Genomic DNA, 15,180 nt, shown 5'->3' with positions numbered 1-15,180 from the left:
TTAACGATTAAAAGTGATACGTTTTCCTTTAATTTCATCATTAAAAACACCATTATTATAAATTAAATTTCCATTTACAAAAGTATGTGTTATGGTTGATGAAAATGTTGTTCCTTCAAAAGGAGACCAACCACATTTGTACAACAAATTGTCTCTAGAAACGGTTTGTGGTTTGTTGGCATCAATTAAAACGATATCTGCAAAATAACCTTCTTTTATAAAACCTCGTTTTTCAATTTGAAATAATTTTGCAGGATTATGGCTCATTTTTTCAACTGCTTTTTCAATTGAAATTACACCTTCTTTTACTTTCTCTAAAATTGCAACGATTGCATGTTGCACAAGCGGCCCACCACTTGGCGCTTTTAAATACTTGTTGCTTTTTTCTTCTAAAGTGTGTGGCGCGTGGTCTGTAGCAATAACGTCAATTCTGTCATCTAACAAAGCTTCCCATAAACCCAATCTGTCTGCTTCTGTTTTTACCGCAGGATTCCATTTTATATGGGTTCCTTTTTCTTCGTAATCTTTGTCTGAAAACCATAAATGATGAATACAAACTTCTGATGTAATTTGCTTTTCTTCTAAAGGAATATCGTTTCTAAAAAGATGCGTTTCTTTGGCTGTTGATAAATGAAAAACATGCAACCTTGCTCCCGTTTTCTTAGCCAATTCAATTGCTTTGGATGAAGACAAATAACACGCTTCTTCGCTTCTTATTATTGGATGATATTTTAACGGAATGTCCTCGCCATATTTCTCAATAAATTCTTGAGTGTTTTTTCTGATGGTTGCTTCGTCTTCACAATGCACAGAAATAATCATTTTGGTTGATGAGAAGATTTTCTCTAAAATTTCTTCATTATCAACTAACATGTTTCCTGTAGATGAACCTAAAAATAACTTAATTCCGGCTACTTTTTTTGGATCTGTTTTTAATAATTCTTCTAAATTGTCATTTGTTCCGCCAAACATAAAAGAATAGTTTGCATACGAATCTTTAGCTGCAATTGTAAATTTATCTTCTAATAGCACTTGTGTTGTAGCTTGCGGCACTGTATTTGGCATTTCTATAAAAGTAGTAATTCCGCCAGCAACAGCCGCTTTACTTTCTGTTGCAATAGTTGCTTTGTGCGTTAAACCAGGTTCTCTAAAATGCACTTGATCGTCTATAAAACCGGGAATTAAATATTTACCTTCAGCATCTATAACCTCTAGATTTTGCGTAGCTGCTATTTCTGATGAGATTTCTTTTATAATTTCGTTTTCAATGAGAACATCACCTAAAAAAGTAGTATTTTCATTTACAATTTTTGCATTTTTTATTAAAATAGATTTCTTCATTTTTAGTATTATTTAAAAGCAATTACACAAAGGTTTTCGCAAAGTTCGCGAAATTTACTGTTGATTTTTTTACTGTTCTAATTAAAAAAATTAAATATCCATTCTCATATTTACTAAACTTTTGGCAAATCCAAAACGTTCGTAAGCTTTTATTGCGCCAATATTGTTGCTATACACGTCTAACCTTAACTCTTTAAGGTCTTTTTTTGTTGCCCATTCTTTTAAAGATTCTAAAATTAGACTGCTAATTTTTTGGCCTCTAAAAGCCGGTTTTACAAATATAAAACCAATATAACCATGTTTTGGATTTTTATGGTATTCTTTAGAATCTTGTAATCTAATATATCCGGATGCTACTAATTCATCATTTAAAACACCAACAATTAGGTGACTATTTTTTGAAGTAATTAATTGCGGAATATTATAATAAAACAGATCACCATCTGCCAAAAAAGAATCTAAGGGTCTTTCAAATTCTATAACTCCTTGCTCAAATTGCAACAAAGTTTCTAAATCATCAAGGTTTGCGGTTCTAATAGAAATTAATTTGTTTATCATTATTTTGGCAAGCCTTTTAAACGCATTCTTATTACTCCAAAAAGTGCTTCATACACAATGTTTCCGCTCATTTTAGAAGTTCCTAAAGTTCTATCAGTAAAAATAACAGAAACTTCATTGATATTAAATTTATGTTTCCAAGCTTTAAATTTCATTTCAATTTGAAATGCGTAGCCAACAAATCTAATTTTATCTAAATTAATGGTTTCTAGTACATTCCGTTTCCAACAAACAAAACCTGCTGTTGTATCAAAAACAGGAATTCTGGTTACAAAACGCACATATTTTGATGCAAAATAAGATAAAAGCACCCTTTTCATTGGCCAATTAACAACATTTACACCTTTAGAGTATCTAGAACCAATAGATACATCTGCACCGTTTTTATGACATGCATTATACAAACGAATTAAATCTTTAGGATTGTGCGAAAAATCGGCATCCATTTCTATGATATAATTATATTTTCTAGCAATTGCCCATTTAAAACCGTGAATATAAGCGGTACCTAATCCGCTTTTGCCAATTCTTTTTTCTAAAGAAAGTTGTTTTGGAAATTCAGTAATAAGATTTTTTACAATTTCAGAAGTTCCATCGGGAGAATTATCATCAACAATTAAAACATGAAACGCTTTTTTCTGCTTAAAAGTAGCTCTAATTATGGCTTCAATATTTTCTTTTTCGTTGTAAGTGGGGATGATTACTAATGTATCAGACATAAATAAATAATATATGTAAGTAAGTAAACAAATATACATTATATAATTACTAATTTTGTGTTAATCATTACGAAATGAAAACCACTTGCAAGCAATAGAAAAAATAATTACTACCAATAGTTGGGTCACTGCATTAATATTGCTGCTTTTTATAAGTATCGTTTTATTAAAAGCACTAGATACTAATAGACTAAAAGGAAGTGTTTTTAGTTTGTTTAATATCAATTACATAGAAACAGAATCTGAAGAAATTTCAAGTTTTTTAGATCCTTTTAAAGTTGTAATGTTTCTATTTACTGTAGTTGTTTTATCGCTTTTAACTTACAGTTTTAAAACCTACAATTCACCAACAATTGCTGTAAGTTTTGCATCTTATGTTCCTGTTTTTTTAAGTTTACTATCTTATTTTGTAATAAAAAGAACTTTAGAGTACTTACTTTTTAACCTATTTTTAATCAAAAAAGAGGTGCGTTTATTTGTTGTGTCAAAAGTTAATTACTTACATACAGTTACCTTTTTATTATATGTAGCAATAGTTTTAAGCGAATACGCAGGTTTTAAACAACGCTACTTATTTTATCTTGCAGCCTTGTTATTTAGTGTGCGATTTATAATTCATTTAGTAATTAACAAAAATCTGATTTTTAATAAGTTGTTTTATTTTATTTTGTACATTTGCGCCTTTGAAATAGCACCGCTATTTCTTCTGTTTAAAATGATGTTTTAATTATAAAACGAACGCGTATGAAAGTGAAAACGATTTTAGTATCACAACCTGCACCAAAGACAGAAACTTCTCCTTATTTTGATTTATCTGATAAACAAAAAGTAAAAATCGATTTTCGATCTTTTATTCATGTTGAGGGGATTACAGTTAAAGATGTAAGACTACAGAAGATTGATTTTAAGAACTTTACTGCAATTATTTTAACAAGCAGAAATGCTGTAGACCACTTTTTTAGAGTTGCGGAAGAAATGCGCTTTAAAGTGCCAGATTCTATGAAATATTTTTGTCAATCTGAAGCCGTGGCTTATTATTTGCAAAAATACGTTGTGTATAGAAAGCGTAAAATTTACGTTGGTACAAGAACGTTTACAGATTTAACCAAACTCATAAAAAAACATAAGACAGAAAAGTTTTTATTACCTTCTTCGGATAAATTAAAACCTTTAATCCCTGCTGAATTAGATGAATTAGGAGTAAACTGGCAACGTGCAGATTTATATAAAACTGTTGTTAGTGATTTATCTGATTTAGAAGATGTTTTTTATGATGTTTTAGTGTTTTTTAGCCCTTCAGGAATCGAATCTTTATTTCATAATTTCCCAAACTTTAAGCAAAACGAAACAAGAATAGCTGCATTTGGTAATTCTACAGTAAAAGCAGTTACAGAAGCTGGTTTAACATGTAACATAGAAGCACCAACACCAGATACACCTTCTATGACGATGGCTTTAGATAAATATATTAAAGAAGTAAATAAGAAGTAATTTAGTCTAAATTATTATACTCTATTTATTAGCGTGTGATTTTATAGAAATATACCAAAAAATCGAACATTTCTGTTCGATTTTTTTTGTTTAAAACAATGTATTTACTTCAAAAAATCTACACAAAGTTTTATGGTACTTTCTAATTCTTTTGACGCCTTTTTTTCTTTCCACGGATGAGAAGTATTAAAAACATGATTTGCATTTTCAATAATTTGATATTCACTTTTTAAATTCCATTTATGCAAATTTTCTGCTTCCTCAATCAAAACAGACGTATCTGCATCTCCGTGAATTATCAGATGCGGAATTTCTATATTCTCCGTTGCTTTTTTGATGTTAAAACGTTCTTTATTTTTGATGAAATCTTCATAAAACTGATAAAAATGTGGCATCTGCTGTTTTGTTCTTCCATTTAAAACGTGTTTAACACCGTCTTTTTTCCATTGTTGTAAATCGCCAATAGTAGCAGTTCTTTTCTCAAAATCACAAACTCCTGCTAACGTAATTACTTTTTTTATACGAGCGTCTTCATTCGTTTTTAACAACACGATTCCTCCTCCTCTACTATGACCAATCAAAGAAATAGCTTCTAAATTAAGTTCTTTTTTAATATCCAAATTGTTAGAAAACCAGTCAATAACAGTTTCTAAATCATCCAATTCTTTAGTGTAATTATTATTACCAAAAGCTTCTAAATCAGAAAAATCTATTGGGTTATTAGCAGTTCCTCCGTTGTGTGAAAAATTAAATTTAATAAAGAAAAACCCTGCTTCCGCAAAAGTTTCCGCCATAATATTCCACGCGCCCCAATCTTTAAACCCTTTGTAGCCATGGCAAAAAACAACTATTTGTTTTGGTAGATTTGTTTCTTTATAAAAAATATCCACTAAAATTGGTTTATTGTGTTTTCCTTGAATAATTGTGTTTTTAATTATTTTCATATACTTTTAAATAAGTGATTTTATAATTGTAAAAACGGCGACTAAACCTGTTAAAATAGATAGAATTAAATTGATGTCTTTAGTCAGTTCACCTGTTTTTTTCTGAATTATTTTTGCAAATTTTCCGTACAAATAAAGAATATAAAACGTACCGATTAAAGAACCTACAACAAAAAATAAAACAGCGCTAGAGTTAAAACTAAATAGCTTAAAAGCATCTAAAGTGGCCACTGATCCGCAGAAAAAAGGAATCGAAAACATGTTTAAAACGGATAACGTAATTCCTGCTAAAAAGGCATTTTCTTTTTTAACAGCAGTTGTTTCAATCTTAATTTTACTTTTTTTAGATTCTCTATAAAAATAATAGGATAAAAAAATAAAAATTACAATTCCTATCTTCTCCAAAATTTCTAAAATTGATGGATTTTCTACAATATGCTTAGTTAAAAAAACAGCTATATAAACTTGCGGAATTACAACAAGCGATACACCAATTGCATATTTATTAAGTTGCTCTTTTCCGTTTTCTAAACTAATTTTTAATGCTGTCATGTTTAGCATACTTGGCGTTATTGAGCCTAAAAAAGAAAAAATAAATCCGAAAAAAAAATGTGACACTAAAATCATTATTTTAAAGTTAATAGGTTAAATAATTTTTTAAAAACTACGATATTTATGGTTCTAAATAAAAAAACGCATCAAATAAATTGATGCGCTTCTTAGATTTAAACTTACTACTGAATCTTTATACGACTCCTTGTGCTAACATGGCATCTGCAACTTTAACAAAACCTGCAATATTTGCACCTTTGATATAGTCTATGGAACCATCTTCATTTTCTCCATATTGCACACAAGAATCATGAATATCTTCCATAATATCTTTTAATTTATCATCCACCTCTTTACGAGACCAACTTAAACGCAATGAATTCTGACTCATTTCTAAACCAGAAGTTGCTACACCACCTGCGTTTGAAGCTTTTCCTGGGGCAAATAATATTTTTCCTTTTTGAAACTCGTGAATCGCCTCTGGTGTAGAAGGCATATTTGCTCCTTCTGAAACACACATACACCCGTTTGCTATTAATGCTTTTGCCTCATCTCCATTTAACTCATTTTGCGTTGCACATGGCAAAGCAATATCGCATTTAACAGACCAAGGTCTTTCTCCTTCAAAGAATTTTGCATTTGGGTATTTTTCTACATATTCACTAATTCTGCCACGTTTTTCGTTTTTAATAAACATAACGTGTTTTAGTTTTTCTGAATCTATACCGTCTTCATCATAAATATAACCTTGAGAATCTGATAATGTTAAAACAGTTGCTCCTATTTCTATCGCTTTTTCCGCAGCATATTGTGCTACATTTCCAGAACCAGAAATAACTACTTTTTTACCTTCAAAGGTGTCTTCTTTGCGCAATAACATGTTTTGTGCAAAGTAAACTGTGCCATAACCAGTTGCTTCTGGTCTAATTAAAGAACCACCCCAAGACGCACCTTTACCAGTTAAAACGCCGGTAAACGTATTGTTAAGTTTTTTATACATTCCAAACATAAAACCTATTTCTCTAGAACCTACACCAATATCTCCTGCTGGAACATCTGTATTATGGCCAATATGTCTGTATAATTCTGACATAAAAGAGTGACAAAAACGCATAATTTCATTGTCTGATTTTCCTTTAGGATCAAAATCAGAGCCTCCTTTACCTCCACCCATTGGCAAAGTTGTTAAAGAGTTTTTAAACACTTGCTCAAAAGCTAAAAACTTTAAAATGCTAGCATTTACTGTTGGATGAAAACGCAAACCACCTTTGTAAGGACCAATTGCAGAATTCATTTGTATTCTATATCCTCTATTTACCTGTATATCTCCGTTATCATCTACCCAAGAAACTCTAAAAGAAATTAATCTTTCTGGCTCTACCATTCTAAGTAAAATGTTTTTACCGTTATAAATATCGTGATTTGTAATATAAGGAATTACAGTTTCTGCAACTTCTTGAACGGCTTGTAAAAATTCTGGTTCATGGTTATTTCTTTTTTTAACCATTTCCATAAACTCTTTAATTTTCAATTCCATAATTTTTGGTGTTTTTTTTACGAATTATATAAAAATTTAACGTTGTAAAGATAAGAATTTTTGAATATCATAAAATAAAAATGATTATTCTTTTTAGTTTACAAAAATTTATATAATATTACTTGATATTTCTGTAAAAAGCAAAAAAAAACGCATCAAAAAAATTGATGCGTTTTAATTTTTAATATATCTATTTTACACAACTCCTAAATCTAACATAGCATCTGCTACTTTTATAAAACCGGCAATATTTGCTCCTTTAGCATAATTAATATAGCCATCTTCTTCTGTACCGTATTTTAAACAAGCAGTATGAATAGAATGCATTATTTGATGCAGTTTGTCATCTACTTCTTCTCTGGTCCAGTTTAGTTTCATTGCGTTTTGAGACATTTCTAAACCAGAAACACCAACACCACCTGCATTTACTGCTTTACCTGGTCCATATAAAATTTTAGCATTATGAAATACATGAACAGCATCTGCAGTACAACCCATATTAGAAACTTCTGCAATATATTGCACACCATTTTCAACTAATTTTGTTGCATCTTCTTCATTTAACTCATTTTGCGTTGCACAAGGCATTGCAATATCACATTTTACACTCCAAGGTTTTTCATTAGGATAAAATTTTGCTTCTGGAAATTCATCTACATAAGGCGAAACGATGTCGTTATTAGAAGCTCTTAAATGTAATAAATAACTTATTTTATCATCATCTAAACCTTTTTCATCATAAATATATCCATCAGGACCAGAAATAGTAACTACTTTTCCGCCTAATTCTGTAATTTTTAAAGCTACACCCCAAGTTACATTTCCAAAACCAGAAAGTGCAATTGTTTTACCTTTAAAGCTATCGTTTTTAGTTTCTAACATTTGTTTTGTAAAGTAAACACCACCAAAACCAGTTGCTTCTGGTCTAATCAAGCTTCCTCCCCAATTTAATCCTTTTCCTGTAAAAACACCAGTATGTTCATGCTGTAATTTTTTATACATACCGTACATAAACCCAATTTCTCTACCTCCGGTTCCAATATCACCAGCTGGCACATCTGTACTTGGGCCAATCATTCTCCATAATTCTAACATAAATGCCTGGCAGAAACGCATAATTTCGGTGTCTGATTTTCCTTTTGGATTAAAATCAGAACCTCCTTTTCCACCACCCATTGGTAATGTTGTTAAGGCGTTTTTAAATATTTGCTCAAAACCTAGAAACTTTAATATGCTTAAATTTACACTTGGATGTAAACGAATTCCTCCTTTATAGGGTCCTATAGCATTGTTATATTGTACTCTATGACCTAAATTTACTTGAACCTGCCCTGCATCATCTATCCAAGAAATTCTAAATGTTAAAATTCGATCTGGTTCTACCAAGCGTTCAATAATTTTAGCCGCTTCGTATTGTGGGTTTTCATTATATATAGTTTCAATAGACTCTAAAACTTCTTTAACAGCCTGTAAATATTCTTTTTCACCAGGGTGTTTAGTTTCCAAATTTGTTAAAATTTCTTTTACATTCATAATGATATAATTAATAACTTTTTATTGAATAATTTTAAGATCAAAAATACATTTTAAAATTGATTTTGAAATAAAATATCTATCGTGTTTTTTAATATTTAACAATAATTTATCCGTTTTTTACGAATCTTACTGTTTTTTTATTTGTTTAAAGTGCTTTTTTTATTATATATACATTTTAAATAAATCCTTCTGGAGGTAATTCTTCAAATGATTCTTCTATATTCGAAGTACTATTTTTTAATGAAATACCTTCTTTAAAAATAGCTGCTTTATTCTTTTCTCCATCAATAATAACTGTAAGTTTATTTTTAAAAGAAATATGTCTTAAATAAGAATCTTCAAAAATAGCTTCGTGTTTATTTAAATAATCTACATCAAAAAAACCATCATTTATAAACGGATTTATCGTTAAATACCCCACTTTAAATGAAGTTAAATTTTGAAAAAAATGAGTTCCTTGACTTGGGTCTATTCTAAAATTATTTAAACCAGATTCTACTATTATTTTTGCTGCCGAAATTTGAGACCAAAGCACCGGAATTCCTAACCAAGGATCGCTTGACCCCCAGCGCCCCGGACCTACCAAAATATAAGGTTTATCTAAAGCCACAAATTTTTTATTAATTTCTTCAACAGCATTGGCAATATCTCTTGTATTGGCAGAATTAAATGTTTCTGGTTTTACATAAACTACATCGCAAATATTTTCATATTTACCATTTCCTAAAGCAGATTCAGAATAAATTATGGTCTCAGAAATATCTAAATCTTCGGGTAATTTACTAACCGTTTCCATGCTTTCTATAATGGGTCTTATCTGTAAAAAACTAAATTCTTTTGGTTTTCCAGACGGTACATCTAGTTTTACGGCAAACTCTATTTCTATTGGGTTTCTCATTTCTCGTTGCCCAACGCGCAAGAGTTCTTGTAAAATTTCTGGCAACGGAAACGTGTTGTATTTTAAAATATTATCAAACGTAATTACACGAATACCATCATGCATTACCCCAGGTCTTATTGTATTATTTTGTAAATCGTATGTGGATGCTACAAATTTTAAAGATCCATGTTTTTCTGCTTGCCTAATAGTTACTTTCTTTTTGTTGATTGCTTCGGATGTTGATATTTTATAACTATCTGGATCTAGATCTAAACCATAAAAATGCTGTTGCGTATCTCTTTGTGTTGAGCCTGGCGAAGATAATTGTAACACTTTTTTTGGATAATAAGGCGAAAAACGCAATGTTTGACCACCTCCAACAATTATTTCTCCTAAACCTAAAGCAATATTCGCAATTCCTTCGCTTGCCTTTTCATCGCCAATTGGGTAAAAATTAATAGAACGTGCAACTCCAGAAATGTTTGGATAATATACATCTTGGTATTGTTTACCTGTAACTTCTTGTAAAATTACAGCCATTTTATCTTCTTCTATAGTATGCGCTATCGCTTTTAAATAAGATTTACTGTTTTCAAAAAAAGCAGAAGCTATAACAGACTTAATAGCATTTGAAACCATTTCAACTTTTTTGTTTAAATCAGAATCCGGAATCATATACGTTGCAAATACGCCCGCAAAAGGCTGATAATTAGAATCTTCTAACATACTAGATGAACGCACAGCAATTGGGCATTTGGTTGTTTTTAAAAATGCTTTAATATCTTCTAGCGCCCATTCTGGTAGATCTTTTGAAATAAATTCATGTAATATTTTATCATCATCTGTGCATTCTGCAGCAAATTTAATTAGTTTGTGTGTATCTATAAACTGATCAAAAACATCGGTACTTATTACAACAGTTCTTGGTATTGTTATACTTACGTTTTCAAATTTATTATATAAACTATTTCGTTTTAAAAAGGAATCTATAAAAGCCAAACCTCTTGCTTTACCGCCTAGAGCACCTTCGCCAATTCTTGCATAGCCAACAAACTCATCGTATTTATATTTATTAAATTTTACAATTACACCTCTAGATCTGTAAACTCGATAGGCTTTAATAGCGTTAATTAAAAAGTCTCTTATTTGATCATTGTTTTCAAATTCATCATATTCTATAACGCTTAATAAATCTGCTAAAGAAAAAAGGGCTCTTGATTTTAACCATTTAGAAAACTCGCTTCTTGTTGCGTGATACATCAAACAATCTTCACTAACGTTCTTTATCGCTCTTTGAAATTCACCTAAATCTTTAGCTGTTGCTAACACTTTCATTTGGGTAGGATCCCAAAACTCGAAATCTCCAAAAGCAAAGTATTTCATAATATAATTTTTTATATCAACACCCAAAGTTTCTGAGTGTTTGTATAAAAACTTCCCTTTAAGTTCTAAGGCACGTTTTTCGTTCCCTGCATTAGATGATTGAATTAAAAAAGGAAAATAACGCTTATAATTTCTTACATAATCTAAAAACAAGAATCCAGCTTCTTTGTTTCTAACACCGTCCTTATAATAATTAACATCGGATATTACACCTAATAAATTATCCTTATACTTATCAAATAAACCAATACCCTCTTCATAAGTTGTTGCTAGCAAAATTTTTGGCCTTCCGCGCATTAACATCATTTTTCTATGCTCATTTAAGCCTTCAGACATTAATCCTTGTGTTTGTTTAAGAATTACTTTATAAATAAGAGGAATGTATCTAGAATAAAATTTTAGCGAATCTTCTACCAATAAGATGGCTTTAACACCAACAACATTAATATCAACTTCGGCATTCATTCTATCTTCTGTTAATTTTATAATTGCTAAAAAAATATCTGCATTTCCATTCCAATGAAAAACAAAATCTATACTATCTGTATTTTCTTTTTGTAGCTTACTTCTTAACAGCGAAGAATGATAACTTAAAGCTGCAATTGGCACATCAGGAAATGCTTCTTTAATTTTTTTTGAGGTTTCAAAAGCATTATGATTACCAATATCTAACCAAGTAATAACAATGTCTATTTGATGAGACTCCATCATTATAATGGCTCTTTTTGCAGAATTTGCATGAATAAAATTTGGTGGATGCCTTAAATTTAAAGAAGTGTATTCATTAAAAATTCGTTCCTCGATTCTACCATCTTCTTCAAGCATATAATAATCGTAATTAGAACAAACTATTAATACCTTATTAATTCTATTTTGCATTAATTTATCAAAAGTAACCTCTTTAAATGCGTATGTTTTTAAATTAGTTAAGATATTTTCTTTCATTTTAATTCCGTTTTTATGAGGTACAATATATTAATTTTCTAGTTTATAAGTTTAATATAATTTAAGTATTCAACTCAAAAATTAGATTCAACAAAAATAAAAAGGTGTAAATTCGCCACATAATTTAGTATGTAATGTTAGATAAAGTAAAAGAGCTTATTGGTGATGTAAAATCTTTTAAGGCAACTACAAAAGACGAAGTTGAAACTTTTAGGATAAAATATTTAGGTTCTAAAGGTTTGTTAAAAGATTTATTTGCAGAATTTAAAAATGTGGATGCAGCGTTGCGTAAGGATTTTGGACAAGCATTAAACAGTTTAAAAACCTCTGCAGAACATAAAGTTGCTGAATTAACAGCCACTTTAGAGGGTTCTACCAGCGAAAAATCTTTTTATGGAGATTTAACGCGACCGTCAGAACCAATCGAGTTAGGTTCTAGACATCCAATTTCATTGGTTAGAAATCAAATTATTGAGGTTTTTAATAGAATTGGTTTTACCGTTTCTGAAGGGCCAGAGATTGAAGATGATTGGCACAATTTTACGGCGTTAAACTTGCCAGAATATCATCCTGCAAGAGACATGCAAGACACGTTCTTTATTGAGCAAAATCCTGATATTTTATTACGTACACATACCTCTTCTGTACAAGTGCGTTATATGGAAGAAAATAAGCCGCCAATACGAACAATTTCTCCTGGAAGAGTTTTTAGAAATGAAGATATTTCTGCAAGAGCACATTGTATTTTTCATCAAGTAGAAGGTTTGTATATTGATACGGATGTATCTTTTGCTGATTTAAAACAAACACTTTTATACTTTACAAAAGAGATGTTTGGGAAGTCGAAAATTAGATTACGCCCTTCTTATTTCCCTTTTACAGAGCCAAGTGCAGAAGTAGATATTTATTGGGGATTAGAAACAGAAACTGATTATAGAATTACAAAAGGTACCGGTTGGTTAGAAATTATGGGTTGTGGAATGGTAGATCCTAATGTGTTGAAAAACGCTAATATTGATCCAACAAAATACTCTGGGTACGCATTTGGAATGGGCATAGAACGTATTGCAATGTTGTTATATCAAATTCCTGATATTAGAATGTTTTACGAAAATGATAAACGCTTTTTAGAGCAATTTAAATCTGTTATATAATGAATTACTTTTCACAATTTTGGGACGAAAATAGAGATGATGAATATGCAGATTGGGGTTTCTCAACTTGGTATTTTGAAACGAATGATGCAGACGAAGTTTTAAAACAAATTACGGTTTATAAAAACGAAAAAGTTACTAAATACGATTTAGAAAATCAAGAAGATGAATTTGGTGGTTTATGCGAAGGAGCATTAACGATTGATGACTGTGATGGTGATGAAATTTCTAAAGAAGAATTTTATAAGCTTTGGTAATTATTTAATTATTAAAACAAACTTTGGTTAGGTTTACACTTAAAAACTTCACTTAAAGGCATCATATCAATACCTTATCAACTATTTTTATATTTTAAAGCCGATACTTCTATCGGCTTTTTCTTTAACATTTTTTTAACATTCGTTTAGTTCGGTTTATTACGAACCAATTGTACTTTTGCAGACTATTTTATATCAATCTAAAAAATTAGGTATTTAAAGGTAAAAAAATGAACGAAAACATTTGCAAAGAAAAAATGGCTTTGGTTGAAAAACTAGGAGTGCATTTAGAAAATAGAGAACAGTTAGCTCCTGTTGCTGCCCGTATTTTATCGTATATAATTCTTACCGGTAAAAAAGGAACCACTTTTGACGATATGGTAACTATTCTTTGTGCAAGTAAAAGTACCATCTCTACGCACCTAAATCATTTACAAGACTTAAAAAAAATTCAGTATTTCACCAAAACTGGCGATCGTAAAAAATACTTCGTCATCAATAAAGATACCATCATTCAACATGTTGATAAAATGATTAATGATTGGAAAGAAGTACGTGAATTGCACTTAGAAATAAAAAATTATAAAGACCACCAAAACCATCAGAAAATAGAAAATAAAGAAGAAAAATTCGATTTAAATTTTCATAACGATTACATAAAATTTATAGACGGTGCTTCTGCTTCTATTGAAGAATTAAGAATAAAACTAAGAGACAATCAATTCGATATTTAAACTAAAACAAAAAATGAATCATACTAAATTAATAACATTACTGGCACTTTGTAGCTTTTTAGTTATTTTAAGTTGTGCTAATAAACAAGAAAATAATGCTGGTGCTAAAGAAACACCACCTGCAACTTTTCCTGTAACTCAACTACAAGCTAAAACGATAACAGGCTATCAAGAATACCCAACAAATTTAGAGGGAATAATAAACAGTGAAGTAAGAGCAAAAACTTCTGGTTATATTCAAAAAGTATTTGTTGATGAAGGCCAAAAAGTAAAAAAAGGACAAGTATTATTTCAATTAGAAACGCAATCTTTAAGTCAAGATGCTGGTGCTGCAAAAGCGCGTGTTAACGTTGCTCAGGTTGAAGTTAATAAACTAATACCGCTAGTAGAAAAAAATATTATTAGTGCTGTTCAATTAGAAACTGCCAAAGCAAATTTAGCACAAGCAAAAGCAAATTACAGCAGCGTTTCTGCAAGTATTGGGTACGCAACAATTAAAAGTCCTATTGATGGTAATATTGGTGCAATTAATTTTAGAGAAGGTGCATTAGTAAGCACAAATGATGCTATATCATTAACTTCTGTAAGTAATATTACGCAAGTGTATGCCTTTTTTAGTCTAACTGAAACGCAATATTTAGACTTTTTACAAAATTCTGAAGGTACAAACGTATCAGAAAAACTAGCAAATTTCCCCGCAGTAAATTTAATTCTTGCAAACGGAACTATGTTTACTGAAAAAGGAAAAATTCAAACAAGTACAGGACAAATAAACAAAAATACAGGAACTGTAAGCTTAAGAGCTGTCTTTAATAATCCTACTCAATTACTAACAAACGGTAATAGTGGTACAATTCAAATTCCTATTATTTATAAAGATGCTATTGTAATTCCGCAAGCAGCAACGTATGAGCAACAAGGCAATATTATGTTATACAAATTAGGGAAAAATAATACCGTGTTAAATACAATTGTAAAAGTAAAAACTGCAATAAATCATTTATATGTTATAACATCCGGACTAGATTTAAACGATAAAATTATTGTTTCTGGTGTTGGTAAATTAAAAGACGGAATGACAATCTCTCCACAAGAAACTTCTTTTGAAGAAGCAATGAAACCTATAACAACTTTATTTAAAAACTAGAA

At 30.2% G+C, this 15,180-nt stretch carries 14 protein-coding genes; 6 read left to right on the top strand and 8 right to left on the bottom strand.

Features of this window, described 5'->3' with window-relative positions; genetic code table 11:
- From BTO16_RS13285 to BTO16_RS13275, 3 genes are all read right to left on the bottom strand, one after another.
- Positions 1 to 1,341 (bottom strand): dihydroorotase, encoded by a 1,341-nt coding sequence (locus BTO16_RS13285; protein ID WP_105022152.1) that lies wholly within the window; start codon positions 1,339 to 1,341, stop codon positions 1 to 3.
- 90 nt (positions 1,342 to 1,431) lie between these two features.
- On the bottom strand, positions 1,432 to 1,899 hold the full coding sequence (locus BTO16_RS13280) for a GNAT family N-acetyltransferase (protein WP_245892116.1): 468 nt from the start codon (positions 1,897 to 1,899) through the stop codon (positions 1,432 to 1,434).
- Positions 1,899 to 2,618, bottom strand: coding sequence for a polyprenol monophosphomannose synthase (locus BTO16_RS13275; RefSeq protein ID WP_105022151.1), 720 nt, complete (start codon positions 2,616 to 2,618; stop codon positions 1,899 to 1,901). The genes BTO16_RS13280 and BTO16_RS13275 overlap by 1 nt, the downstream gene beginning before the upstream one ends.
- 85 nt (positions 2,619 to 2,703) lie before the next feature.
- Between BTO16_RS13275 and BTO16_RS13270 the strand changes: the two genes are divergently transcribed.
- Entirely contained in the window at positions 2,704 to 3,345 is a 642-nt protein-coding gene (locus BTO16_RS13270; protein WP_105022150.1) for a DUF4271 domain-containing protein, read from the top strand.
- Between the two features lie 17 nt (positions 3,346 to 3,362).
- Positions 3,363 to 4,109 (top strand): uroporphyrinogen-III synthase, encoded by a 747-nt coding sequence (locus BTO16_RS13265; RefSeq protein ID WP_105022149.1) that lies wholly within the window; start codon positions 3,363 to 3,365, stop codon positions 4,107 to 4,109.
- Between the two features lie 104 nt (positions 4,110 to 4,213).
- On the opposite strand, the gene BTO16_RS13260 is transcribed toward BTO16_RS13265, so the two are convergent.
- The 5 genes from BTO16_RS13260 to BTO16_RS13240 form a co-directional block, all read right to left on the bottom strand.
- Positions 4,214 to 5,053, bottom strand: a complete 840-nt coding sequence (locus tag BTO16_RS13260) for an alpha/beta hydrolase family protein (RefSeq protein ID WP_105022148.1) — start codon at positions 5,051 to 5,053, stop codon at positions 4,214 to 4,216.
- A 6-nt stretch (positions 5,054 to 5,059) separates the two neighbouring features.
- Positions 5,060 to 5,680: a LysE family transporter gene (locus BTO16_RS13255; RefSeq protein WP_170064475.1), complete on the bottom strand. Its 621-nt coding sequence runs from the start codon at positions 5,678 to 5,680 to the stop codon at positions 5,060 to 5,062.
- Between the two features lie 118 nt (positions 5,681 to 5,798).
- Entirely contained in the window at positions 5,799 to 7,142 is a 1,344-nt protein-coding gene (gene gdhA, locus BTO16_RS13250) for an NADP-specific glutamate dehydrogenase (RefSeq protein ID WP_105022147.1), read from the bottom strand.
- A 195-nt stretch (positions 7,143 to 7,337) separates the two neighbouring features.
- Complete coding sequence (gdhA, locus tag BTO16_RS13245; protein ID WP_105022146.1) at positions 7,338 to 8,675, bottom strand: NADP-specific glutamate dehydrogenase; 1,338 nt, start codon at positions 8,673 to 8,675, stop codon at positions 7,338 to 7,340.
- Between the two features lie 178 nt (positions 8,676 to 8,853).
- On the bottom strand, positions 8,854 to 11,886 hold the full coding sequence (locus tag BTO16_RS13240; RefSeq protein ID WP_105022145.1) for a PEP/pyruvate-binding domain-containing protein: 3,033 nt from the start codon (positions 11,884 to 11,886) through the stop codon (positions 8,854 to 8,856).
- Positions 11,887 to 12,020: 134 nt separating this feature from the next.
- On the opposite strand from BTO16_RS13240, the gene pheS reads away from it, so the two are divergent.
- From pheS to BTO16_RS13220, 4 genes are all read left to right on the top strand, one after another.
- Positions 12,021 to 13,040 carry a phenylalanine--tRNA ligase subunit alpha gene (pheS, locus tag BTO16_RS13235; protein WP_105022144.1) on the top strand — a complete coding sequence of 340 codons (1,020 nt, stop codon included), beginning with the start codon at positions 12,021 to 12,023 and terminating at the stop codon, positions 13,038 to 13,040.
- A complete protein-coding gene (locus tag BTO16_RS13230) occupies positions 13,040 to 13,297 on the top strand; it encodes a hypothetical protein (protein ID WP_105022143.1) in 258 nt (85 codons plus the stop codon). Before pheS ends, BTO16_RS13230 begins: the two co-directional genes overlap by 1 nt.
- A gap of 230 nt (positions 13,298 to 13,527) precedes the next feature.
- Positions 13,528 to 14,031, top strand: coding sequence for a GbsR/MarR family transcriptional regulator (locus BTO16_RS13225; RefSeq protein WP_105022142.1), 504 nt, complete (start codon positions 13,528 to 13,530; stop codon positions 14,029 to 14,031).
- Between the two features lie 13 nt (positions 14,032 to 14,044).
- A complete protein-coding gene (locus BTO16_RS13220; protein ID WP_105022141.1) occupies positions 14,045 to 15,178 on the top strand; it encodes an efflux RND transporter periplasmic adaptor subunit in 1,134 nt (377 codons plus the stop codon).
- Positions 15,179 to 15,180 lie beyond the last annotated feature (2 nt).

It is taken from the genome of Polaribacter glomeratus (genome assembly GCF_002954665.1).
Classification (GTDB): Bacteria; Bacteroidota; Bacteroidia; order Flavobacteriales; family Flavobacteriaceae; genus Polaribacter; species Polaribacter glomeratus.
Note: the sequence above shows the minus strand (reverse complement) of the source record. Positions and strands in the feature narration are given on the sequence as shown.

Bases quoted from the DNA above. Each gene is read 5' to 3' on its own strand.
- BTO16_RS13285 (WP_105022152.1), bottom strand. From the start codon at position 1,341: ATGAAGAAATCTATTTTAATAAAAAATGCAAAAATTGTAAATGAAAAT.
- BTO16_RS13280 (WP_245892116.1), bottom strand. From the start codon at position 1,899: ATGATAAACAAATTAATTTCTATTAGAACCGCAAACCTTGATGATTTA.
- BTO16_RS13275 (WP_105022151.1), bottom strand. From the start codon at position 2,618: ATGTCTGATACATTAGTAATCATCCCCACTTACAACGAAAAAGAAAAT.
- BTO16_RS13265 (WP_105022149.1), top strand. From the start codon at position 3,363: ATGAAAGTGAAAACGATTTTAGTATCACAACCTGCACCAAAGACAGAA.
- BTO16_RS13260 (WP_105022148.1), bottom strand. From the start codon at position 5,053: ATGAAAATAATTAAAAACACAATTATTCAAGGAAAACACAATAAACCA.
- BTO16_RS13255 (WP_170064475.1), bottom strand. From the start codon at position 5,680: ATGATTTTAGTGTCACATTTTTTTTTCGGATTTATTTTTTCTTTTTTA.
- gdhA (WP_105022147.1), bottom strand. From the start codon at position 7,142: ATGGAATTGAAAATTAAAGAGTTTATGGAAATGGTTAAAAAAAGAAAT.
- gdhA (WP_105022146.1), bottom strand. From the start codon at position 8,675: ATGAATGTAAAAGAAATTTTAACAAATTTGGAAACTAAACACCCTGGT.
- BTO16_RS13240 (WP_105022145.1), bottom strand. From the start codon at position 11,886: ATGAAAGAAAATATCTTAACTAATTTAAAAACATACGCATTTAAAGAG.
- pheS (WP_105022144.1), top strand. From the start codon at position 12,021: ATGTTAGATAAAGTAAAAGAGCTTATTGGTGATGTAAAATCTTTTAAG.
- BTO16_RS13230 (WP_105022143.1), top strand. From the start codon at position 13,040: ATGAATTACTTTTCACAATTTTGGGACGAAAATAGAGATGATGAATAT.
- BTO16_RS13225 (WP_105022142.1), top strand. From the start codon at position 13,528: ATGAACGAAAACATTTGCAAAGAAAAAATGGCTTTGGTTGAAAAACTA.
- BTO16_RS13220 (WP_105022141.1), top strand. From the start codon at position 14,045: ATGAATCATACTAAATTAATAACATTACTGGCACTTTGTAGCTTTTTA.